The 21066-nt window shown below is 41.4% G+C and carries 26 protein-coding genes; 6 read left to right on the top strand and 20 right to left on the bottom strand.

Translation table 11 applies throughout. The annotated features are described in order from the left end of the window. Window positions 1–13: 13 nt before the first annotated feature. Together EL242_RS00890 and EL242_RS00885 are read left to right on the top strand one after the other, a co-directional pair. The gene (locus EL242_RS00890) at window positions 14–355 is read left to right on the top strand and encodes a YggL family protein (RefSeq protein WP_006249486.1); all 342 of its coding nucleotides are present in this window, start codon (window positions 14–16) and stop codon (window positions 353–355) included. Window positions 356–461: 106 nt separating this feature from the next. Next, the gene (locus tag EL242_RS00885) at window positions 462–995 is read left to right on the top strand and encodes a YggT family protein (RefSeq protein WP_006249485.1); all 534 of its coding nucleotides are present in this window, start codon (window positions 462–464) and stop codon (window positions 993–995) included. 217 nt (window positions 996–1212) lie between these two features. On the opposite strand, the gene EL242_RS00880 is transcribed toward EL242_RS00885, so the two are convergent. From EL242_RS00880 to EL242_RS00860, 5 genes are all read right to left on the bottom strand, one after another. Further along, the gene (locus EL242_RS00880) at window positions 1213–1965 is read right to left on the bottom strand and encodes an amino acid ABC transporter ATP-binding protein (protein WP_126301148.1); all 753 of its coding nucleotides are present in this window, start codon (window positions 1963–1965) and stop codon (window positions 1213–1215) included. A gap of 9 nt (window positions 1966–1974) precedes the next feature. Continuing rightward, window positions 1975–2691 carry an amino acid ABC transporter permease gene (locus tag EL242_RS00875; RefSeq protein ID WP_126301147.1) on the bottom strand — a complete coding sequence of 239 codons (717 nt, stop codon included), beginning with the start codon at window positions 2689–2691 and terminating at the stop codon, window positions 1975–1977. 83 nt (window positions 2692–2774) lie between these two features. Next, a complete protein-coding gene (locus EL242_RS00870) occupies window positions 2775–3548 on the bottom strand; it encodes an amino acid ABC transporter substrate-binding protein (protein ID WP_126301146.1) in 774 nt (257 codons plus the stop codon). Window positions 3549–3727: 179 nt separating this feature from the next. Next, on the bottom strand, window positions 3728–3853 hold the full coding sequence (gene ykgO / locus EL242_RS00865; protein WP_006249481.1) for a type B 50S ribosomal protein L36: 126 nt from the start codon (window positions 3851–3853) through the stop codon (window positions 3728–3730). Between the two features lie 8 nt (window positions 3854–3861). Then, window positions 3862–4134, bottom strand: coding sequence for a type B 50S ribosomal protein L31 (locus tag EL242_RS00860; RefSeq protein ID WP_006249480.1), 273 nt, complete (start codon window positions 4132–4134; stop codon window positions 3862–3864). A gap of 193 nt (window positions 4135–4327) precedes the next feature. Here EL242_RS00860 and rpe point away from each other — a divergent pair, with 193 nt between their 5' ends. Both rpe and acpP read left to right on the top strand, forming a co-directional pair. Continuing rightward, window positions 4328–5005, top strand: coding sequence for a ribulose-phosphate 3-epimerase (gene rpe, locus EL242_RS00855; protein WP_126301145.1), 678 nt, complete (start codon window positions 4328–4330; stop codon window positions 5003–5005). Between the two features lie 186 nt (window positions 5006–5191). After that, entirely contained in the window at window positions 5192–5422 is a 231-nt protein-coding gene (gene acpP, locus EL242_RS00850) for an acyl carrier protein (protein ID WP_006249478.1), read from the top strand. A gap of 47 nt (window positions 5423–5469) precedes the next feature. Here the strand turns inward: acpP and EL242_RS00845 are convergent, their stop codons facing one another. From EL242_RS00845 to truD, 8 genes are all read right to left on the bottom strand, one after another. Continuing rightward, window positions 5470–6036, bottom strand: a complete 567-nt coding sequence (locus EL242_RS00845) for a DNA-3-methyladenine glycosylase I (RefSeq protein ID WP_126301144.1) — start codon at window positions 6034–6036, stop codon at window positions 5470–5472. Next, entirely contained in the window at window positions 6029–6391 is a 363-nt protein-coding gene (locus tag EL242_RS11515) for a hypothetical protein (RefSeq protein ID WP_230311382.1), read from the bottom strand. The genes EL242_RS00845 and EL242_RS11515 overlap by 8 nt, the downstream gene beginning before the upstream one ends. A gap of 69 nt (window positions 6392–6460) precedes the next feature. After that, a complete protein-coding gene (locus tag EL242_RS00835; RefSeq protein ID WP_126301143.1) occupies window positions 6461–7741 on the bottom strand; it encodes a peptidoglycan DD-metalloendopeptidase family protein in 1281 nt (426 codons plus the stop codon). A gap of 18 nt (window positions 7742–7759) precedes the next feature. Next, complete coding sequence (locus tag EL242_RS00830) at window positions 7760–7960, bottom strand: hypothetical protein (RefSeq protein WP_006249474.1); 201 nt, start codon at window positions 7958–7960, stop codon at window positions 7760–7762. 12 nt (window positions 7961–7972) lie between these two features. Further along, a complete protein-coding gene (locus EL242_RS00825; RefSeq protein WP_126301142.1) occupies window positions 7973–8473 on the bottom strand; it encodes a LysM peptidoglycan-binding domain-containing protein in 501 nt (166 codons plus the stop codon). Window positions 8474–8490: 17 nt separating this feature from the next. Continuing rightward, on the bottom strand, window positions 8491–9075 hold the full coding sequence (locus tag EL242_RS00820; protein ID WP_126301141.1) for a YqaA family protein: 585 nt from the start codon (window positions 9073–9075) through the stop codon (window positions 8491–8493). Continuing rightward, window positions 9062–9850 (bottom strand): 5'/3'-nucleotidase SurE, encoded by a 789-nt coding sequence (gene surE / locus EL242_RS00815; RefSeq protein ID WP_126301140.1) that lies wholly within the window; start codon window positions 9848–9850, stop codon window positions 9062–9064. Before surE ends, EL242_RS00820 begins: the two co-directional genes overlap by 14 nt. A 162-nt stretch (window positions 9851–10012) precedes the next feature. Further along, window positions 10013–11032, bottom strand: a complete 1020-nt coding sequence (gene truD / locus EL242_RS00810) for a tRNA pseudouridine(13) synthase TruD (protein ID WP_126301139.1) — start codon at window positions 11030–11032, stop codon at window positions 10013–10015. Window positions 11033–11191: 159 nt separating this feature from the next. On the opposite strand from truD, the gene tpiA reads away from it, so the two are divergent. Then, entirely contained in the window at window positions 11192–11983 is a 792-nt protein-coding gene (tpiA, locus tag EL242_RS00805) for a triose-phosphate isomerase (protein WP_126301138.1), read from the top strand. A 92-nt stretch (window positions 11984–12075) separates the two neighbouring features. Here tpiA and EL242_RS00800 read toward each other — a convergent pair whose 3' ends face one another. The 7 genes from EL242_RS00800 to EL242_RS00770 form a co-directional block, all read right to left on the bottom strand. Further along, window positions 12076–12555: a DUF986 family protein gene (locus EL242_RS00800; RefSeq protein ID WP_126301137.1), complete on the bottom strand. Its 480-nt coding sequence runs from the start codon at window positions 12553–12555 to the stop codon at window positions 12076–12078. Window positions 12556–12647: 92 nt separating this feature from the next. Next, entirely contained in the window at window positions 12648–13484 is an 837-nt protein-coding gene (locus tag EL242_RS00795) for a PTS mannose transporter subunit IID (RefSeq protein ID WP_126301136.1), read from the bottom strand. A gap of 13 nt (window positions 13485–13497) precedes the next feature. Continuing rightward, window positions 13498–14298: a PTS mannose/fructose/sorbose transporter subunit IIC gene (locus tag EL242_RS00790; RefSeq protein WP_006249466.1), complete on the bottom strand. Its 801-nt coding sequence runs from the start codon at window positions 14296–14298 to the stop codon at window positions 13498–13500. 11 nt (window positions 14299–14309) lie between these two features. Continuing rightward, a complete protein-coding gene (manX, locus tag EL242_RS00785; RefSeq protein WP_006251954.1) occupies window positions 14310–15287 on the bottom strand; it encodes a PTS mannose transporter subunit IIAB in 978 nt (325 codons plus the stop codon). 321 nt (window positions 15288–15608) lie between these two features. Continuing rightward, the gene (gene gshAB, locus EL242_RS00780) at window positions 15609–17885 is read right to left on the bottom strand and encodes a bifunctional glutamate--cysteine ligase GshA/glutathione synthetase GshB (RefSeq protein ID WP_126302679.1); all 2277 of its coding nucleotides are present in this window, start codon (window positions 17883–17885) and stop codon (window positions 15609–15611) included. Window positions 17886–18053: 168 nt separating this feature from the next. Beyond that, window positions 18054–18944, bottom strand: coding sequence for an archaetidylserine decarboxylase (gene asd, locus EL242_RS00775; RefSeq protein WP_126301135.1), 891 nt, complete (start codon window positions 18942–18944; stop codon window positions 18054–18056). Window positions 18945–19108: 164 nt separating this feature from the next. After that, on the bottom strand, window positions 19109–19447 hold the full coding sequence (locus EL242_RS00770) for a ComEA family DNA-binding protein (protein ID WP_126301134.1): 339 nt from the start codon (window positions 19445–19447) through the stop codon (window positions 19109–19111). A 292-nt stretch (window positions 19448–19739) separates the two neighbouring features. On the opposite strand from EL242_RS00770, the gene EL242_RS00765 reads away from it, so the two are divergent. Then, complete coding sequence (locus EL242_RS00765; RefSeq protein ID WP_126301133.1) at window positions 19740–21059, top strand: LysM-like peptidoglycan-binding domain-containing protein; 1320 nt, start codon at window positions 19740–19742, stop codon at window positions 21057–21059. The last annotated feature ends 7 nt before the right edge of the window (window positions 21060–21066 follow it).

Below are 21066 nucleotides of genomic sequence, written 5' to 3'. Positions count from 1 at the left end.
GAGGAGAGAAAAAATGGCTATTCAACGTAACGCACGCCAACGTAAAAAAATGCACTTAGGCGAATACCAAGAATTAGGTTTCTTAATTAAATTTACCTTTGCTGAAGGCACAGGCATTGACCAAATTGATGAAACCGTAGATCGTTTTATCGATGAAGTGATTCGACCAAACGGTTTAGCCCTTGAAGCGAACGGCTACCTAAACTGGGAAGGTTTAGTTTGCTTAGAAAAATTAGGCAAATGTGACGAATCTCACCGCCAATTAGTGAAAACTTGGTTAGAAACTAACGGCTTAAAAGAGGTTCAAGTCAGCGAATTATTTGATATCTGGTGGGATTACCCGGCACAAGCTTAATTTACCTAGACTAATTTGACTCAATACAAGCGGTTAGATTTTACTGAAAATTTGCAAATTTTTTCTTAAAAACGACCGCTTGTTTTGTATAGAAAGAGAAAAAGAGATGGAATTTTTAGCTCCTGTTATTTCGCTCATTGTTGGCTTTTTAAGTTTTGTGCTGGTATTAAGAACTTGGCTGCAATTTTGTCGGGTTGATCCTCGCTTACCGATTTCACAAACCTTACTTAAAATTACCGAGCCGATGGTTTCACCGGTTGGGAAACTGATTCCGACCGTTAAAAATATTTGCTTTCCGGCACTGCTAATTGCCGCCGCTTTAGTAACCTTGCAGTTTATTCTGTTTGGTGTAGATTTACCCAGAGCAGTATTAATCGGCTTATTAAGTGTGGTCAAAACTTTCGGGCAAATTCTATTTTTCACCACCTTGATTCGTGCATTAATGAGCTGGGTCACACAAGGCAACCACCCGTTAGACTACACGGTAGCACAAATTACCGAACCGGTGTTAGGCTTTATCCGCAAACTCCTGCCAAGAACGGGAATGTTAGATTTCTCGGTAATGGTGCTAGGTTTCGGCTTATTGCTGTTAAACAGCTTGTTCTACCAAATTTTCGGTGGACTATGGGCGGCTGCTTAAATCGGATTTCTAAAATCTAAAAATGAGGCTCCTTAATCTAAAAGATTAAGGAGCCTTGTCTTGTTATCCTTTATGGGGAAACCTTGTCAGCTGATTTTACTGTACGATGGCGCGAGCGTCCAGGCTCGTGCCAAAACAGTTATAACAATTTACACATAATTAACCGCTTGTACCATTTATTAGATAGCACTAGCGTGGACGCTAGCGCTATCGTTTCTTATTTATCCGCTCTGATTTGATTTAAAAAGCGTTTGGTTCGTTCGTGTTGTGGGTGGTTAAACAGTTGCTGTGGCGAGCCTTGTTCAACGATTTCACCGCCGTCCATTACCACGACTACATCGGCAACATCAAGGGCAAATTTGATTTCGTGAGTAACCACGACCATTGTCCATCCTTCATTTGCCAGTTCTTTCATCGTATTTAGCACGTCTTGCACTAACTCAGGATCAAGTGCCGAAGTCGGTTCATCAAATAGCATCAGCTCCGGCTGAATTGCTAATGCTCGTGCAATACCTACTCGTTGTTGTTGCCCGCCTGACAGCTGAAACGGGTAGAGTTCTGCTTTATCTGCCAGTCCGACCTTTTCTAACAACGCTTTTGCATTTTTTTGTGCAATTTCGACCGCTTGTTGTTGCACAAATACCGGCCCTTCCATCACATTTTCCAATGCGGTTTTATGCGGAAAAAGGTTGTAGTTTTGGAACACCATACCGGATTTGCGGCGTAGCGCTAAAATCTCTTTTTTGCTCTGTTTTACGGCAAAATCAATTTTCAGCGGAGCATTACCACTAAATTCTAATGTGCCTTGCTCGGGCATTTCTAGTGCATTTAAGCAACGAAGAAAGGTGGTTTTGCCTGAACCGGAAGGGCCTAAAATTACCACCACTTGCCCTTTTTGAATATCTAAATCAATGCCGCGTAAAATGGTGTTGTTGCCAAAGGTTTTATGAATATTGCGAATTTTAAGCACAATTCCTCCTTATTTCGCCACAAATCGGTTAAAGCGGACTTCCAATCTCGCCTGAATTAAAAATAGCACCCAGCAGAAGCACCAATAAATCAAACCGGCTTCAATATAAACAGGTAGGAAGTCATAAGACATATTTGCTACCTGTTGAGCAACTCGGAACATTTCGGTTACGGTAACAACGGAGGCAAGAGAGGTATCTTTAAACAGACCGATAAAAGTGTTGCTAAGTGGCGGAACAGCAACTCGAAACGCTTGCGGGGCAATGATACGGCGAAAAGTTTGCATATAGGTCATACCGATAGTATAACCGGCTTCCCATTGTCCTTTTGGCACAGAGGAGATCGCAGCTCGGATCGTTTCCGAGCCATAAGCCCCGATATTGAGTGAAAACCCGATAATTGCCGCCGGAATTGGATCGATAAAAATGCCGATTGCAGGCAAACCATAAAACACAATACAGATCTGAACCAACATCGGCGTGCCGCGAATAATCGAGATATAACCTTTTACCAGCCAAAGTAGCAGGCGATGAAAAATGCCTGTTGTGGGGCTAATTCGCACTAATGCAACCGCAACGGCAATTAACATACCGATAATAAATGAGGCGATTGCCAGCGGAATAGAGACTAAAAATGCCGCTTGTACCATCGGCCAAAAACCGCTTAGCACTAAATCGACCCGAGCTTGGGTCATAAAGGGGATTGAGAGTAGTAGATCGTTTAACATCTGAAAAACCTAAAATCTCCCGTTTTGAGGGAGATTTAAAAATAAAAGGGGCGAATTCGCCCCCAAGCCTAATCCAATGTGGATTATTGTACACTAATATCTTTACCGAAGAACTGCTCGCCTAATTTTTTTAGCGTACCGTCTTCACGTAATTCTACGATTGCTTTGCTAATTTTGGCTAATGCTTCATCATTGCCTTTGTTCGCAATTAAGCCTGCACCCACTTTTTCTTCTTTTTCCCACACAATTTTTAAGCCGGAATTCGGGTTCTTTTTCAAGTAATCTAATAGCGATAAGTGGCTGTTAAAGGTCGCATCAGCACGTTTTTGTTGAATTAACAGTAAGCCTTGAGCCATACCGTCAATCGGCACGATGTCTGCACCGTTTTCACGGGCAATCTCACCATAGTTTGAGCTGAGAGTTTGGGCAGTTTTCACGCCTTTAATATCGGTAGGCGTTTTGATTTTTGCTTCATCTTCACGCACTAATAAGGCGGCACCGTCCCAGCTGTAAGATTCGGATTTATCAAATGTCGCTCGACGTTCCGGGCTGGTTAAAGCCACTTGGTTTGCCACTAAGTCAAAACGCTCACCTTTTAAACCGGCTAACATAGCGTCCCATTGTGTCTCTTTAAATTCCACTTTTACGCCTAATTTTTCAGCCACTGCACGGGTTACTTCTACATCGTAACCGGTTAATTTACCGCTCGCATCGTGATAGGTGTAAGGGGCATAAGTTCCTTCCGTACCCACAGTAATAGCCCCTTTGTTGTTTATACGCTCAAGTAGGCTCTCTTTAGCAAATGCAGAAACAGAAAGGGTAAGAGCTAATGCAGCAATTGATAATTTTTTCAACATAATCATTTCCTTTTAATTGGTAAAACAAATTTTTTGCAAATTTAAGGGGAAAATTGACCGCTTGCAAATAACTAAATGGAATAAGAAATAATAAAATCGTTGATGTGGTTAAAATAGGTAATATTGAGAAGATGAAATAAAAAACACCTTAATAAATTAGCTTATTAAGGTGCTGGTTTTTAACGCTGACGAGCTTTAAATCTCGGGTTGGTTTTGCAAATCACATAAAGTTTGCCTTTGCGTCTGACAATTTGGCAATCCGGGTGGCGTGATTTTGCGGTTTTAAGTGAGTTTAAGATTTTCATTTTATCCTCTATTTTTGATTTGAAAGCGTTGAAGCAAAGCCTTTAAATCTATCTTTAAATTGACTTGCACGACCTTCTGTATTCACTTCACGGCGTTTACCTGTGTAAACAGGGTGAGACGCCGATGAGGTATCTAAGGTGTAAAGTGGGTATTCTTTGCCATCTTCCCATACCATTGTTTTATTGGTTGCCGCACAAGAACGGATAACCCAGCCTTGTTGCACTGAGGCATCATAGAACAACACTTCACGATAATTTTCAGGATGAATCCCTTTTTTCATATTTACTCCAGAATTTAGATAAGGTCATTAACCATAATTAAAATATGGGATACATAATATACGAACTTTAAATACAATTCCATAACTTTTTTATGGTGTTTTGTAAAAAAACGGATTTTTAGGAAGAGAGGCTCTTTTCGCTGTTAAAATTATGGTAATCTAACGTAGGTTTATTTTTTGATAGTGAGGAAATATGAGTCAGAATCCTTATTTAATTGCACCCTCTATTTTATCTGCCGATTTAGCTCGCTTGGGTGACGATGTGGCAGAGGTGCTAAAAGCTGGTGCAGATTTAATTCACTTTGATGTGATGGATAATCACTATGTGCCGAATCTAACCTTCGGGTCGGCGATCTGCAAAGCCTTACGTGATTACGGCATTCAATGCCCGATTGATGTGCATTTAATGGTAAAACCAGTTGAGCGTTTGATTCCGGATTTTGCCAAAGCCGGAGCGGATTATATTACATTCCACCCTGAAGCAACGGAACATATAGATCGAAATTTACAGCTTATCCGTGATTTAGGTTGTAAATCAGGCTTGGTGTTTAACCCGGCAACGCCATTGAGCTATTTAGATTATGTGATGGATAAAGTTGACGTGGTTTTATTGATGTCTGTGAATCCGGGCTTTGGCGGACAATCATTTATTCCGTCCACCTTAGATAAATTGAAAGAAGTCCGTCGTCGTATTGATGAGAGCGGTTATAACATTCGCTTAGAGGTTGATGGTGGTGTGAAAATAAATAACATTGCCGACATTGCAGCCGCAGGAGCAGATATGTTTGTGGCAGGTTCTGCGATTTTTGACCAGCCAGATTATCAAGCAGTGATTGCACAAATGCGAGATGAATTACGGAAAGTAGGGTAATCAAATGAAATTTGATTTATCTCTATAGATTAAACATAAACATAATGATAGAATGGAAAAACAGATATATTCTGGTGTATAGGAATAGTCTGGTTTGACCTTTTTATAAAAGGTTGTATTTAAACTTATTTCGATTACACTATTTAACTCTCGCACTTATGCGATATTCACTATAGGAAAAACAAAATGAGCATTGAAGAACGCGTAAAAAAAATCATTGTTGATCAACTTGGCGCGAAAGCAGAAGATGTAAAACCAGAAGCTTCATTCATTGAAGATTTAGGTGCAGATTCTTTAGACACTGTTGAATTAGTAATGGCTTTAGAAGAAGAATTCGATATCGAAATTCCAGATGAAGAAGCTGAAAAAATTACGACAGTTCAATCAGCAATTGATTACGTTCAAAACAATCAATAATCTGAATTAATGTTAGGCGACCGAATGGTCGCCTAATTTTTTTGTTTTTATTTATGTTTGAAGGAACAATTATTCAAATGGTCGTTAACCAGCCCCATTGACTGCATAAAAGCGTAGCAAGTGATCTCGCCTACAAAAACAAACCCATGTTTTTTCAACGCTTTTGACATTGCTTTTGAGGTTTCTGTATGAGCAGGAACGGCTTCAAGTGTTGGTACATCATTAATTTGCGGCTGATAATTCACAAAAGACCAAATAAACCGACTGAAGTCTTCGCCATTTTGCTGCATTGTGATATAAGCTTTCGCATTTTTTATAATGGCTTCTAACTTTGCTCGGTGGCGGATTAAGCCAGCATTTTGCATCAACAAATCAATTTCTTCTTCACCCATTTTGGCAATTTTTTCAGGATTAAACTGATGGAATGCTTGGCGGTAGGCTTCCCGTTTTTTCAACACAGTAATCCAAGAAAGTCCGGCTTGTTGCCCTTCAAGGCAGATTTTCTCAAACAGTTTTAGGCTGTCAAACTCCAGTTTTCCCCATTCTTCGTCGTGATATTTCATATAAATTTCACTGCTTTTACACCAATCACAACGTATTTTAGTCTCACTCATAGTAAATTTTCCAACCTTCAGCTTTTTTGAGTAAACGAACTTTTCCATCTTTTGAAATATAACCTCCTTTAACAGCCTCCAATAACATAGAAGATTTAGAGAGCTTCGTTGAGAAGACTTCGGCTTGAAATCGCTCTTCAGATAACAAAATATAAATACGATGTGAAGGCTCGGTTGGATCCAATAATTGAATGTCGGCTATACTGAATAAAGGTATGCACGTTTTTTTTAAGAAAGAGTAGCGAAAAGAAGGAGAGCAAGTGTAAGCATCGCTTGGGCTAGTTGGTGTTGCTCGGTAGTCCGAACAGGCTATCAGCAGTAACGAACTTATCATGTGTGCGATATATTTTTTCATTTGCATAGTTTTCCTAAAAATTGACCGCTTGTAGTACACAAGCGGTCGGATTATGCTAAAAAGTTACTCTTATTTTCTTGGTAAATAACGAGTCGGATCGACAGATTTTCCTTTATAACGAATTTCAAAATGTAATTTATTCGTATTGGTTCCTGTACTACCTAAAGTCGCGATTTTCTGACCGGCTTTCACCGTTTCTTGCTCATCAACTTCAATAGTATTGTTGTGTGCATAAGCACTTAAGAAATCATCGGTATGTTTGATGATGATTAAGTTACCGTAACCCTGCAAGGCATTACCGGCATATACCACTTTACCTGCGGCGGCAGCACGTACATCTTGTCCTTTATTGCCGGCAATATCAATGCCTTTATTACCTCCTTCTGCTGAGGAGAAGCCTGAAATTACACGCCCGCTGGTTGGCCATTGCCATTTAATTGATGAAGCTGGTGCAGAAACAGTATTACTACTTTGTACGGCACCACCTGCTGTGCCATCTGTAGCACGAATGGTGGAGGCAGTACGGTCCTCTGTTGCATTTACTGTACCGACAGAAGCAGTTACTGCCGGAGCAGTTGCAGTTGTTGCTTTAATACCGTTATTAACCGGCGTGACATCAGCGTTGGCTGTGCCTGCTTTTACCGGCCCAGTAATATTACCGTCAGAAGCATAGGTTGTGCCGTTTGCACCTTGTTGGTAGGTAATTTGTGGTTCAACCGGTACGGTGACTTTTTCTTCCACGGTAATAGTTTCCGTTGCAGATTTGCCGGTTTTGAGTTTTTGCCCTACGCTTAATTGGTAAGGTTCGCTCATATTATTAAGAGCGGCGATTTCTTTTACATCTTTACCCACAATATAGGCAATCAAGAACATTGTGTCGCCTTTGCGTACGGTATAGGTAGAGCCATCGTAGAACCCTTTTTGAATTTGGTTGTACATTGGGGCATTGTTGGCATCACGCGGGATCTCAAAATTTTGATCCACTTTTTTCTCGACCGTTTTCGTTTTTTTCACGATTTTAGTCGTGGTGGTCGGCTGTGGTGGTTGCTCGGTAATCACCGGATTGGTAATTGGCTGCGGTACAGTCGCCACAGGTTGTGGCACTGAAACCAGCTGGGGCATTGTTTGCACCGGAGTGGTATTCATCGAGCTTGGCATTGGTGCAGATTGAATATCAGACTGCCAGCCACCGCTTGAATTAATTGCACCTGCACTCACATCAACAGGCTGCATCACGCCCGGGCTTAATTCGTTATTACCGGAAGCATTCACCACCGGTGCTGGATTGTTTGAAGAACAGGCTGCCAAAACAGCAGAAACTAAAGGGAGAAGAATAAATTGTTTTTTCATTAAATGATTGTCCTAAAATTATTTCATACTGTCAGGCATTGACGTTGATTGAATATCAGACGGCCAACTGTAACTGTCTTGGCTTGCGCCTGAGCCTTCAATCGGTTGTAATGTGCCTGCAGGTAACATATTTGGATCTTCAACTTGTGGCTGAGTAGGCGAGCTACAAGCGGTCAAAAATGCACAAGAAATTGCAAATGCCAAAAGGGTTCTGTTCATTTTCTCTGCCTATTAACGAACACGTAAGACTTGCCCGACTTTCAGTGGAGAGCCGGTATTTAAACCATTTAGCTGTGCAATTTGATTGGCATTGGTGCCGGTTAGATAACCGATTAAATAAAGCGTATCACTTTTACCTACCGTATAGTGACTTTCTGTGTAGCAGCCTTTGGTAATTTGTGAATAGATAGGGGCATTATTTGCATCACGCACCACTTGACAGTTCCCTACTGTTTCAACTTGAGAGCTATCACTACCACTTGAAACAGGCATTGGTGCTGGTGCTGCCGAAATTGGTTGTGGTGCAGAGTAAGTCGGCTGCTGATAGGTTGGCTGAGTTGCAATAGGTTGATTCATTGAGGCAGGCATTGGTGCAGTTTGAATGCTATCTGCTGATTGCCAAGTTGCATTTGCTTCTGTTGTTTCTACCGTAGAAGTGGATTCCCCCGAATTGCTTGAACAACCCACTAAAGCAAAAGAAATCAGAGATAAAACAAAAAGTGATTTTTTCATTTTTATATCCTTAAAATTTATTTCATTAATGTATAAATTACATAGGCAACAACGGCTATAACGATTGTTCCCCAACCAATTAATTCGATAGAGCGGCGAATTTTTTCTTCATATTTTTTGCCACCCCAAGCAGAGAGTTTTGCTACCAAAATAAAACGGGCAAAGCGAGAAATCGCAGCAGTAATCACAAACGGGAAGAAAGCCATCTGCATTACACCGGCACAAATTGTAAATACCTTATAGGGAATAGGTGAAAATCCGGCTAAAAACACAACTGCGACCCCCCAAGTTTCAAACCATGATTTCGCTTTATCAAAGTTTGCTTGCATTCCCCAATTTGCGATGACACCTTGCACCCAATCGGTAGCATATAAGCCGATAAAATAACCGATAACACCACCGGCAACCGAAGCAAGGGTAGTGTAAAGTGCATATTTAAACGCATTTTGCGGTTTTGCCATCGACATCGGAATCAACATCACATCCGGCGGAATCGGGAAAAAGATCGCCTCAATAAAACTGACAAAACTCAACCAAAAGGCAGCAAAGCGGTGCTTAGACCACTGCATTGTTTTGTCATAAATTGTTTCAAACAGTTTCATTAAAAATGCCTTTTAGGGTTGCAATGGTTTTATGAGCTGTCATATCCACTTGAATTGGTGTGATAGAAACGCAATCTCGGTTTAATGCATAAAAATCAGTACCAAAACTTTCATCCAGTGGTTCACCTGTTACACCAATCCAATAGACATCAGCATTACGAGGATCTTTTTGCTTCACAATTTCCGCAGCGGGTGAACGTTCACCTAAGCGGGTGATCATTGTGCCTTTTAGCTCGGCATAAGGTAAATTCGGCACATTAACATTGAGAACGTGGTTTGATGGAAAACGTTGCGTTTCCATTTTTTCCAATAAATCTAACACTACCTGTGCTGCCGTTCCAAAATGATTTTCACCGTCTAAAAACGAAGAGTGTTTACGCCCAACCAGTGATATTGCAATACTTGGTAATGGCAAGTGGCGACCTTCCAATGCTGCCGCTACCGTACCGGAGTAAACCACATCATCGCCTAAATTTGCCCCGTGATTAATGCCGGAGACCACCAAATCAAATTTTTCTGCAAATTTGCCGTCAAATAAGCCGTTTAAGGCTAAATGTACGCAATCGGCAGGCGTGCCGGCGATCACTGCATAATTATATTCATCAAAACGATGCACTCGTAGCGGATCGACTAAGGTTAAGCAACTTGAAGCTGCACTGCGGTTACGATCCGGTGCGATAATGGTCACGCTATGTCCGGCCTCACGCAAGGTTTTGGCTAAGGTTTGAATGCCAACAGCGTGAAAACCATCGTCATTACTAATTAAAATTCGCATAATTTCCTTTAGATCTTACATCTTGATAGAGTCTAAATACAAAGATCGCAATTCTAACAATTTTTCGACACTTTTTTTAGTCTAAAGTGTAAAAAGCGGTAAGATTTTACCAAAGTTTTACAAATTGCAAAAAATCATTTAAATCTTACCGCTTGTGAGTGCTTAGGCTTCGTTTTCTTCGGCAAGTAGAATTAACTCTCGCACCAGTGCAGTGGCATAACTACCTGAATCTAAAAAGAATTTTAACCGTAGCCCTTCTTGTTCAAATTGCCATTCTAAATTTTGTGGCTTACAAAGCATTGCTCGCCGAGCGGCTGCCATACGCTCTTTTTGCATTAATGCAACCAGTTGAGCGTGTTGTTCGATGATAGTTTTTTCAGCAGGATTGCATTCTAATTCAAGCGATCTTTCGCCTATCAACGGGGCGGTGAGAAGTAGATCTTGCTGTGCTAAACGGGCTTGAGTTTCGGCAATTTCGTCCGATTTCACGCAGAAAAAGCTGTTAGAACCGGCAAGTTGAACGTAATCATTTTTTAATACTTTTTGGGTTAAGCCGTCACTAATCCGCTGTGAAACCACTAAATTAAAGACTTCCGAGCGGGCAGCAGAAAGGTAGAAACTGCGTTTTTTGCGATCTTTCACGCTAATTTCCCCATTTGCCCAACGCAGAGCTTGAGTCAGGTTATGTCCGTCTCGCCCGAAACGTTGTTCGGTAAAATAATTGGGAAATCCGACTGCTTGTAACTGTTGCAAACGGTAAATCAAGTCTTCGCTTTCTGCTACATCACGCAGTAATAATTCAAAATGATTGCCGGCGAGCGAACCAACACGAATTTTGCGGTTATGGCGGGTAACTTCTAGCACTTCCACACCTTCGCATTCAAAGGTAGAGAAATCGGGCGTTTCTTTGCCTGCTAAATGCAAGCAGAACCATTGTTCAGTCACGGCGTGGCGGTCTTTTAAGCCTGCATAACTCATTTCACGCTCGGAAATGCCGACAAATTTGGCTAACTTTTCCCCCACAAACAGCGTGTTGGCGTTGGTTTTGCGGATTTTAACCGCCACAAATTCCCCTTCACCCGCTAGTTCGTAGCCCAGTTCTTCACGCACAATAAAATCCGCATATTCAGCTTTTAAACGCCCAACGGCTTGAGGAGGAGAGTATAAATAATTCAGTTTCATCAGGTTCTCATATTAAGGATATACATAAGATTGAGAAATTATACGTTAAACCTTTCGATCTAGATCATAAAAAGCAAAATAAAAAGCACAAAACGGCTACAAAATTTGGTATAGTGCTTGATGTTAGATTTAAGTTCAACTTCATATAGGAGAAACAAAATGGCACGTCGTCCACTTGTAATGGGTAACTGGAAATTAAACGGTGATAAAGCCTTTACCAAAACCCTGATTGCAGATTTAAAAGCAGAATTACACGGCGTTGAAGGCTGTGATGTGGCAATCGCACCACCGGTGATGTATTTGGCACACGCTGAAGCATCTCTAGCCGGTTGTGGCTGTGGTTGCAGTGATAAAGGCTTAATCGCACTTGGTTCACAAAACGTGGATGTGAACGTAAAAGGGGCATTCACCGGTGATATTTCACCTGAAATGTTAAAAGAGTTTGGGGCGAAATATATTATTATCGGGCATTCAGAACGCCGTACTTACCACAAAGAAAGCGATGAATTTATTGCTCAAAAATTCAAAGTATTAAAAGATGCCGGCTTAGTGCCTGTATTATGTATCGGTGAATCTGAAGCTGAAAATGAAGCAGGTAAAACCGAAGAAGTGTGTGCAAGACAAATTGATGCGGTCATCAACGCACACGGTGTGGAAGCGTTCAACGGTGCAGTTATTGCTTACGAACCAATTTGGGCAATCGGTACCGGCAAATCAGCCACTCCGGCACAAGCACAAGCTGTGCATAAATTTATTCGTGACCATATTGCGGCTAAATCACAAGCGGTGGCAGATCAAGTAATTATTCAATACGGTGGCTCTGTAAACGATGCTAACGCAGCAGAGTTATTTACCCAACCGGATATTGACGGTGCATTAGTGGGTGGTGCTTCACTTAAAGCACCTGCTTTTGCGGTGATCGTTAAAGCGGCAGCGACTGCTAGAGCCTAATCTAACCGATTTTACAAGCGGTCATATTTCCTCGATTTTTTGCAAAATTTCAGGGAAAAATGACCGCTTGTTGTTTTGTTTGCAAACTATTTCTACTCACTTTCCTTTTTATAACCGCCAAAAAAATCCACTACCTGTTGAAGATCTTCCGCATTTTCAACATAGGCAAGCAGCCTTCTTCCACTATGTAAATCAATGACTAAAATTTTTTCATCTGCTTTTCCTTCTGCAATATTGACTTGATAAATCTTGTTGTAATTAAAAAAGACATTCGCAAAGAAAAAACCGTGCTGTTTTAATAACAAGCGAGGGGAGCGGAAAAAGGTGAGATAGACCGACAGAATAATGCACGTCGCCAGTAGATAAAGTGTAAAGGGCTGGATTTGATTTTGTACGCCATAGCTAATTGACAATATAATTAAACCAATCAATAGCCAAGTATCAATTGTTTTTTGCTTTTTTAAGCGGATTTCCAGTAAGGTTGTGCCTTTGAGTTTGTGCATAAAAACTTGGTCATAAATGGCGAATACTAAGCCAAGTAAAATAAAGAGAATAAGGATGGTATTGGTCATAATTAAACAAGTGAATTTATTTGGGCTAAAGCGTATAAAAAACCGCCTGAATGTTCAAGTTCAAGCGGTCTTTTTCACAGAAAATTTTGCAACTAAGCTAATGCACCGGTTGCAGCACCGAGGATACCGATAACAAAGAAACCGAGGATAATCCAGATAGCATTTACTCGATTACGCAGTAACCACATACAAGCAAAGGTTAATAATAATGGGAGTAAGCCCGGCATTAAGCTGTCGAGAATGCTTTGCACGGTGGTAACTTCGATGGTACCGTCTTGTTTTTGAATGGTTGAAAGCACAAGTGGAACGTTAATGCTTGTCCATTTTTGTACCAATGCCCCCATAATAAACAGACCTAAGATTGAAGCACCTTCGGTTAATTTTTGCAATAAACCGCCGCTCATATCTTGTACAACATCTAACCCTTTTTTATAGCCATACACTACGCCATAATAGCGTGCGGCTAAACGCACTATGTTAAATAAGGCGAAAAACAGGATTGGACCTAAAAGCTCGCCTTTTAAGGCTAAGACTGCCCCTAACCCAGCAAATACAGGGCGAATGGTTCCCCAGAAAATTGGATCACCCACACCGGCTAATGGTCCCATTAAACCAACTTTAATACCGTTAATTGCGGCATTGTCGATTTCTTTACCGTTGGCACGTTCCTCTTCCATCGCAATGGTTACCCCTAAAATCGGTGCAGCGACGAAGGGTTGGGTGTTAAAGAACTCAGAATGGCGTTTAATCGCTTCTTTGCGACCCGGGTCATTTGGATCCGGATATAAACGTTTGATAACCGGTACCATCGCATAGGCAAAACCAAGAGCCTGCATACGCTCAAAGTTCCACGAACCTTGGAATAAGTTTGAACGACGTACAACGGCATTCAAATCGCTTTTTGTTACTTTTTTGATTTCAGTTGTCATTTTAAATGCCCTCTTAGTCTAAACGGTTGTCTAAATCATTTTTTGGTGCAGCTGCCACTACTACCTGCTGGCTTTTGTTATATTTAGGGTGCATATGGATATAAACCATCGCAATAACCGTACCTAATACCCCAAGGGCAACAAGGTTGAAATCGGTAAAGCCTGCAATCACAAAGCCTGCGAAGAAGAACGGCATTAAATGACCTGCACGCATCATATTGATTACCATCGCATAACCCACCACGGCGATGAAGCCACCGGCAATTTTCAGCCCGGTTGTAACCACTTCAGGAATGGCATTTAACATTGTTTGAACCGCATCTGTACCTGCTGTTAATGCCACAATTAATGCTGGAATGGCAATACGCATTGCTTGAAGCAATAAAGCACCACGATGTAACCAGTCTAAACGGCTTAAGTTACCGTCTTCAATTGATTTATCTGCTGCGTGTTGGAAACCTACGGTGATTGCACGCACAACATAGGTTAATACTTGACCGGCAGCTGCAAGCGGAATAGCGATGGCGATACCGGTTGAAATATCTTGACGACCTACAATGACTAAAATGGTTGAGACAATAGAGGCTAATGCCGCATCTGGTGCAACAGCGGCACCGATGTTCATCCAACCTAAAGCTAATAACTCTAATGAACCACCAACAATAACGCCGGTAGTCACATCACCAAGCACTAAGCCTATCATCGTACAGGCAATTAACGGACGGTGGGTTTGCCATTCATCAAGAATTGAGCCCATACCTGAGATACAGGCAACGAGGAATAAAAGCACAATTTGTAATGCTGAAAGTTCCATAGTAATTTCCTTTAGATTAAGTTATGTTTTTTCAATAAATCCATCATATATTGACGGCTATCGCTTGAGACTTTGCGTACTTCTAATTCAACGCCTTTCGCATCAATTGCTTTGAAGGCATCAATATCTTTTTGATCAACAGCAACAGCGTGGCTAACCATTTGTTTCCCTTCTTTATGCGAAATACCGCCCACGTTAATGCTATTGAGTGGTACACCACCTTCAATTAAGGCTAAGACATCACTTGGGTTAGTAAAGAGTAACATTACACGATCATCGGCATATTCAGGGTTGTTATAGACACGAATCATTTTAGGTACATCAACAACGTGAGCCGTTACGCCAAGAGGAGCAACACTTTTTAGCATAGTGGTACGCACGCTGTCTTTTGCTACACCTTCGTTTACCACAATAATGCGATTGACTTTACTTTCTTTTGTCCAAACCGTCGCAACTTGACCGTGAATCAAGCGGTCATCAATACGGGCAAGGGCAATGGTCATACGACGTCCGTCATCAACAATTTCAGGCTGTTGAACAGCTGCAGTTTCTTGTGCCGGAGTAGCGGTTTGCACCTCAGCCACTTCAGGTTGGTGATTAAGTGAACGAATCCCGGTTGAGCCGGCTTCTAATGCAACTTCCACCAATTCTTCCAACGACTCCACATCATCGCGAGCCATACAGGTGTTCACTAGCATAGGAATATTCACACCCGCAACCACGTCCATACCCGATTTTCCATCTTGGAATCGGTTTGCGGCGTTGAATGGGCTTCCTCCCCACATATCCACCAAAAACAGCACTTGGTCACAGTGTGATAGTGGACCTTCCACCAATGCTTGATATTTGCCCATAATCGTTTCTGCATTTTCGCCGGGAACAAAGTCAATGTAAGCGACATCTTCTTGTTCACCAATCAACATTTCAGTTGTTTTGAGAAGTTGCTCTGCAGCAACACCATGGGTTGCTATGATAATAGCAATGCTCATTTGTTACTCCTTGCGGTTTTTTAAGTTGTTTATTTACTGGGGCGAGATTTTAATATGATAATTATTTCACACAATGTATTAATTACAAAAGTGTGATCTATATCACAGACAATAAGCTTTTTTGGCTATAAATTGGGCTAAATGTCTTTTCTTTATAACATTTTGTTAACGGAGATATTTTCGATCGTTTTTACTTATACAAAAAAATTCTTCTTTTGGAGTGTTTTGCACAAAGTGAAATTTAATTGGAGTAAAACTTTAGAAATAAATTAAGGAGAATTCTTGAGTAAATTCTCCTTAAAAGAGGTATAGAGAGAAAATTTAATTGCCTATCTCAGGAAACAGAATTTTGATCACAGCTTTAGTTAAACGGCGGGACTTGCCTTGATAAGGGAAAATATGCATCATCATCATTGGGTTGAAATTTGCTTCAATTACGCCCCAAGAGCTTAAATTTGGCTCGGCAGGTTTGGTGAGATCAGGAATGATCAAATCAACCCCACACACTTTAGCACCCATTGCCTGAGCAATTCCCACCGCAATTTGTTTATAGCTTTCGTGCATTTGGTCGGTCATATCAATCGAATCGCCACCGGTGCTGATGTTGGAATTGGCACGCAGTTGAACGGTTTGACCTTTCGCCGGTACGGAATCTACGGTTAAGCCTTGCTCTTTAAGTTGTAACTGCTCAATTTCACCTAATGCGATTTTTTTCAGCGGACTACGAGAGCCATCGCCACGCAGCGGATCGTCATTTTTACGCTCCACCAGCTCTTTTACACTGTGAATGCCATCTCCCACTACATTCGCCGGTACACGCAGTAACACCGCAAGGGTTTCATCGCCCAGCACAAAGAAGCGGTATTCCGTACCGACTAAATAGTCTTCCACCATTACCTCTTTGTCTTCACGGAAGGCAATTTCAACCGCTTTTGCAAAATCTTCCCGATTTTTAACCGCTTGTTGGAAGATGGTAATGCCTAAACCGTAGTTAGTCGATTTCGGCTTAATCACCACCGCTTTGCCTTCAAATAGCGGATAATGTGCCACCGCCTGTTCAAGGCTGGTAAATTCAACGCTTTTCGGGACGTTAAAGCCAGCTTTTGCCAATACTTTTTTCGTCACCACTTTGTTTTCCATAATCAGGGGTGAAATGTATTGGTCGTGACTGGTCATATTGCCGTTTTTCACATATTCCAGATGATCGCCAAATTTCAGAGCGAGGAATTGATCGTTTTCGTCCAGTAATTCCACCTCAATCCCTTGTTGGATCAAATCAAAAAACAGGGCTTGGGTGGAAAGTTCCATATTATCAAATGCCGATAACGCATAAAAACGCTCAAAGGCTTGTGCTTTATACGCTTGAGCCAGTTTAGCACCTAGTGCTTTATAACTGCCGGCTTCCTCTATTGCTGCAATTAAACGTCCGTTCAAGGTTTTGCTTGGGTCAGCAAATTGAGCTAATTTTTCCCGCACCAGATCTAGGCTTTCCTGACCAGCACCCAATTCTGCAAGCATCGCTAAAAGTTGATTTAAGATGGCTTCGCCTTCGGCACGGAAAGCGGTTTCTGTTCTTGGATCTTCAAGGGCTACTTGGTAGAGTTTCTGTTTGCCGATTTCCACCTCTTTTTGACCGCTTGTTTCCTCCAGCCAAAGCATACCGAGTAAGAAGTAATGGATAAATTTGGCATCATTCAGTTCAATACCGTAAGGGGCGAAAGGGTTTAAATCAAATAAGCGGAATTCGGCGTATTTCACGCCCTGTTCCAATAGCTCACGGGCTTTCTTGCCACCGCGTAAACGCACGTTGGAATAGAATTCTTTCTCGGCAATTAATAATCCGTTGGCAACATTGGCTTCAAGGCTTTCAACATAGCTTTCTAAGCTGTCGTGATTAACCACCACTTTTTCCGAATTCACATAACCATAGGGGCTTGAACGCAAACTGCGGACAAGTTGCCCTCCCGCAAGCGGTGATTTTTCATAAAAATATTGCGATTCCACTGTAGGCGTGGCAGCCAATAAATAGAGCAAAATCCATTGATAACGCAAAAAGTTATTGGCTAACTTCATATAAAGTGCGTTTTGGAAGGCTTTCAGCTCAGAATATTCCGTTTGTAAAGCAAAGGCTTTTTCGACAAATTCCGTTGAAAGTTGGAAATTGTAATGCACGCCGCTTACCATCTGCTTATATTTTCCATAGTTTTTGGAAAGGTGTTGGCGATATTGCACATCTTCAGGGTTGTCAAATTGTGCTTCTTGAATTTGCTCTTCCGGCGGCAAGCCTGCCGGCATACTGAGAGGGAAGATATATTCCTCCTCCGGCAACGAACGCAATACCACTTCGTGAATAGCAGAGAGCCAACGAAAACTGTCTTCTAATTTAGCATTCGGTGGAGTGATTAACTCTAGCTGACTTTCGGCAAAATCGGTTTGAATATAAGGGTGGTAAGAGCGATTACCGAATACGGCAGGGTGGGGAGTAGTAACGATATTGCCGTTGCGATCAACCCGTTGGCTCTCTTTCTCAAGCCCAAAATTGCCTTGTTGAAACAGCAATGCTAAATGATTTTCTCGGATAAGTTTTTGTAGTTTCATCATCTATCCTTTTTAGTCAAAAAAATGTATCGGCACAATAGCACAAATGAAAGACTTAGTGAAATAGTGGGTTTTAGTTTATTGGAATGAAGTAGATGATTTGGTTATAAGAAAGCCCTTTAACTGAGCAGATATTCTGCGATTAAAGGGCTTAGTAAATAGTCAGGTTTAATTTAATCTACCCAATTCTTCCCCCATTCGGGTTTGTATTCCTGCAACAAGTGCAGGGTTGAGTTCTACTTTTCCTTTTGGGAAGAGGTTAATTACGGTTGAGCCTAAACGGAAAGCGCCCATTTCTTCGCCTTTTTGGAGTTTGATGGCTTTTTCGCCTTCGGTTTCGTAATTCCAAACTACCACTTCATCAGCTCGAGGCGGATTAATTACGCCAGCCCAAACCGTACTCATACTTGCGGTAACCGTTGCTCCGACCAAAATCTGTACCATTGGTCCGAATGCGGTGTCAAATTCACAAATCACACGTTCATTGCGAGCGAATAAGTTTGGAACGTGTTCGGCTAAAAACGGATTGACGGAGAACAATTCGCCCGGCACATAAATCATTTTACGCAATGTTCCATCGCACGGCATATGTACACGATGGTAATCAGTTGGCGATAAGTAGGTGGTAATAAATGTGCCGTCTTTAAATTTTGCCGCCATTTCTTCATCATTTGCCAATAAGGTTTCTAGCGTAAAATGATGCCCTTTTGCTTGTAATAAACGGTTATCCGAAATTTCGCCTGATTCGCTGACTTTACCGTCTGCCGGTAAGCAAAGTGTATTTGGTTCGTTATTAATCGGGCGTGCGTTTTCTTTTAATTCACGAATAAAAAATTCATTAAAAGTGGCATAATCTGACGGCTCGGTTTTTACCGCTTCAGATAAATTAACTTTGTACTGTTTTGCAAACAGCTTGATGATAAAGTGAGTCACTACGCCCCATTTTTGTTCTGCTAACCAACCTGCTGCACGGGTAATTGCCAGTTGTGGCAGTAAATAATGCAGAGCGATTTTTACTCGTTGGAAGTAGGTTGGCGTAGGGTGTTTTTTTAATTGCATTGCGTTTTCCTTTTATTTAAAAACGAGAATTTGCGTTTAATTGGGGGCGAAGTATAGCAAATACAATGCAAAATAGATAAAAAATCTTTAAGGTGTTGAAGTGGCTACAAAGAAAAAAACAGATAGGGGCTTTGTAGGAATTCCACTTCAACAATTTGGTTGTCTTATTCTAAAATAATATTGGCTCGATTTTTTTCTACCGTTGCTTGCCCAATTCCGGAGACTTCAGCAAGTTGCTCAATGTTTTTAAAATTGCCGTTTTTAGTACGGTAATCGACAATCGCTTGAGCTTTTTTCTGCCCAATTCCCACTAGCTTGTCTTGCAATTCAGCAGCACTAGCAGTATTGATATTTACCGCATTAGCGTTGGTGATTTGTGTTTGCTGTACGGGTTGAGTGACTTCATTTTGTTCAACAGGCATTGTAGTTGGCGGTGTTTGGGCAAAAGCCATTGCATTTAAGCCAAACAAGAATGTTAGACCAAGTTGTTTGATTTTCTTCATAGGATTTCCTTATTAGTTGTTGAAAGGTCGAAAGGAAGATTAAGAGGGAATGAAATAGAACTCAACCGGCAAAAATGAATTTTTCGACACAGATCGAAAAAATAGAAAATGGCTAAACTTCTAGACTTGCATTTGGTCTGAAATTCAATGAAAGTAAATAGATTTGCAAAAAATTAGGCAAAAATGACCGCTAGTTGCGTAAATTTAGTTAAATAAATTCAAATAGCGGCTGAATTGCTTTAGAATATCGCCATTTTTATACTCATTAACAACGCTATTATTTGGAATTAATATGACACAAAATAATTTTCGCAAAGAACCGGTTTTTGGTGAATCTTCGGTTACCTCTCAAGACGCTGAAGCAACCAAAGCAGATACAGCTCAAGCCCCTTATGTTTCGTTGCGTTCAACCAATGCACCGGGGCATACGTTTACCCCAATTATGAAAAGACCTGATGCTAAAGTAGAAGATCATACGGCTGATGTCTTTTCGGCTAAGCAGGCAAAAGAATTCCAATTTACTCCAAGTTCAGAAGCTACAGAAGCAGTAGAGCCGGATAATACCATTCATTCGGTTGAAGAAAGTGTATCAACCACATCTTTTAACACAGTTGAAGCACAAGAAAATGTGGAAAAAGAAGTGGTTAAACCTGCACCCGAGAGTTTCACTACTGAGCGTATTATTCCAAATGCGGCAACAGCTGCCGCAGCAGCCACTGCGGCAGCTGCAGCCACTAAAACCAAAGAGATTAAAGCTAAAATGCCACCTAAAACCCGCCGTTTATTATTAGTGGCATTGTTGGCGTTAGCATTATTGGTACTGTTTTTCTTGTTAAAACCAAGTACGCCGGAAACTGTCGAAGAGCTACAATCTCAGCAAGGTGGTAGCTTGCCGATTGAATTCCGACCGGTTGATGAAGCTGAAGCGAAACGTGCGGAAGAACAAGCTCGTGCAGAACAAGAAGCCGCTGAAGCTGCAGAAGCTCAAGAACAAGCTCAAGCCGCTCAACAAGAGTCTGTAACAGTTGCTCCAGCCCAAACCGAGCAAACAATGGCTAAACCGTCACAAGATAGCCAGTCGCAAACACAATCACAAGCAGTAGTTGAGCAACCTGTTGCGGTGAAACCGGTGGAAAATAAACCTGTTGTTGCACAACCGGCGATTAAGCCTAAAACGGAAAATAGCGTGGTGTTCCAACCTGAAACAACGGTAAAACAACAGCCTAAAGCCCCTGCTAAAACTGAAGTGAAAACCGAACGTGCTACACTGGCAGCAAAAGAAACGGCAAAAACAGCAGCTAAACCGGTTGAGAAAGCTCCGACAAAAACTGAAGCGGTAAAAGCAGCACCGGCTGCCGAGTCGGCAAATGCGGTAGCAACCAAAACAATGACTGTGCCAAAAGGTGTATCACTAATGCAAGTGTTCCGTGATAACAATTTAAATATCTCAGACGTTAATGCGATGAGCAAAGTCAATAACGTGGTGAGTAATTTAAAAGTAGGCGAGCGAGTAACCGTTCGTTTAGATAAAAATAACCGTGTGGTTGAAATGAGCATTGGCTCAGGCGGCAAATTTACCCGTCAAGCAAACGGTAGCTATACTTTTAAATAAATAAAAT

Source organism: Mannheimia haemolytica (assembly GCA_900638155.1).
Taxonomy (GTDB): Bacteria; Pseudomonadota; Gammaproteobacteria; order Enterobacterales; family Pasteurellaceae; genus Mannheimia; species Mannheimia glucosida.
The sequence above is the reverse complement of the archived record's forward strand: the minus strand, read 5'-3'. Positions and strand labels throughout refer to the sequence as shown.

Coding starts and splice junctions, on each gene's coding strand:
- truD (WP_126301139.1), bottom strand. CDS start 11,032: ATGAAACTGAATTATTTATACTCTCCTCCTCAAGCCGTTGGGCGTTTA.
- ykgO (WP_006249481.1), bottom strand. CDS start 3,853: ATGAAAATCTTAAACTCACTTAAAACCGCAAAATCACGCCACCCGGAT.
- EL242_RS00875 (WP_126301147.1), bottom strand. CDS start 2,691: ATGTTAAACGATCTACTACTCTCAATCCCCTTTATGACCCAAGCTCGG.
- EL242_RS00770 (WP_126301134.1), bottom strand. CDS start 19,447: ATGAAGAAAATCAAACAACTTGGTCTAACATTCTTGTTTGGCTTAAAT.
- EL242_RS00860 (WP_006249480.1), bottom strand. CDS start 4,134: ATGAAAAAAGGGATTCATCCTGAAAATTATCGTGAAGTGTTGTTCTAT.
- EL242_RS00795 (WP_126301136.1), bottom strand. CDS start 13,484: ATGACAACTGAAATCAAAAAAGTAACAAAAAGCGATTTGAATGCCGTT.
- EL242_RS00820 (WP_126301141.1), bottom strand. CDS start 9,075: ATGAAACTGTTTGAAACAATTTATGACAAAACAATGCAGTGGTCTAAG.
- asd (WP_126301135.1), bottom strand. CDS start 18,944: ATGCAATTAAAAAAACACCCTACGCCAACCTACTTCCAACGAGTAAAA.
- EL242_RS00835 (WP_126301143.1), bottom strand. CDS start 7,741: ATGAAAAAACAATTTATTCTTCTCCCTTTAGTTTCTGCTGTTTTGGCA.
- EL242_RS00845 (WP_126301144.1), bottom strand. CDS start 6,036: ATGAGTGAGACTAAAATACGTTGTGATTGGTGTAAAAGCAGTGAAATT.
- acpP (WP_006249478.1), top strand. CDS start 5,192: ATGAGCATTGAAGAACGCGTAAAAAAAATCATTGTTGATCAACTTGGC.
- EL242_RS11515 (WP_230311382.1), bottom strand. CDS start 6,391: ATGAAAAAATATATCGCACACATGATAAGTTCGTTACTGCTGATAGCC.
- EL242_RS00885 (WP_006249485.1), top strand. CDS start 462: ATGGAATTTTTAGCTCCTGTTATTTCGCTCATTGTTGGCTTTTTAAGT.
- rpe (WP_126301145.1), top strand. CDS start 4,328: ATGAGTCAGAATCCTTATTTAATTGCACCCTCTATTTTATCTGCCGAT.
- EL242_RS00825 (WP_126301142.1), bottom strand. CDS start 8,473: ATGAAAAAATCACTTTTTGTTTTATCTCTGATTTCTTTTGCTTTAGTG.
- tpiA (WP_126301138.1), top strand. CDS start 11,192: ATGGCACGTCGTCCACTTGTAATGGGTAACTGGAAATTAAACGGTGAT.
- surE (WP_126301140.1), bottom strand. CDS start 9,850: ATGCGAATTTTAATTAGTAATGACGATGGTTTTCACGCTGTTGGCATT.
- manX (WP_006251954.1), bottom strand. CDS start 15,287: ATGAGCATTGCTATTATCATAGCAACCCATGGTGTTGCTGCAGAGCAA.
- gshAB (WP_126302679.1), bottom strand. CDS start 17,885: ATGAAACTACAAAAACTTATCCGAGAAAATCATTTAGCATTGCTGTTT.
- EL242_RS00890 (WP_006249486.1), top strand. CDS start 14: ATGGCTATTCAACGTAACGCACGCCAACGTAAAAAAATGCACTTAGGC.
- EL242_RS00830 (WP_006249474.1), bottom strand. CDS start 7,960: ATGAACAGAACCCTTTTGGCATTTGCAATTTCTTGTGCATTTTTGACC.
- EL242_RS00870 (WP_126301146.1), bottom strand. CDS start 3,548: ATGTTGAAAAAATTATCAATTGCTGCATTAGCTCTTACCCTTTCTGTT.
- EL242_RS00790 (WP_006249466.1), bottom strand. CDS start 14,298: ATGGAACTTTCAGCATTACAAATTGTGCTTTTATTCCTCGTTGCCTGT.
- EL242_RS00765 (WP_126301133.1), top strand. CDS start 19,740: ATGACACAAAATAATTTTCGCAAAGAACCGGTTTTTGGTGAATCTTCG.
- EL242_RS00800 (WP_126301137.1), bottom strand. CDS start 12,555: ATGACCAATACCATCCTTATTCTCTTTATTTTACTTGGCTTAGTATTC.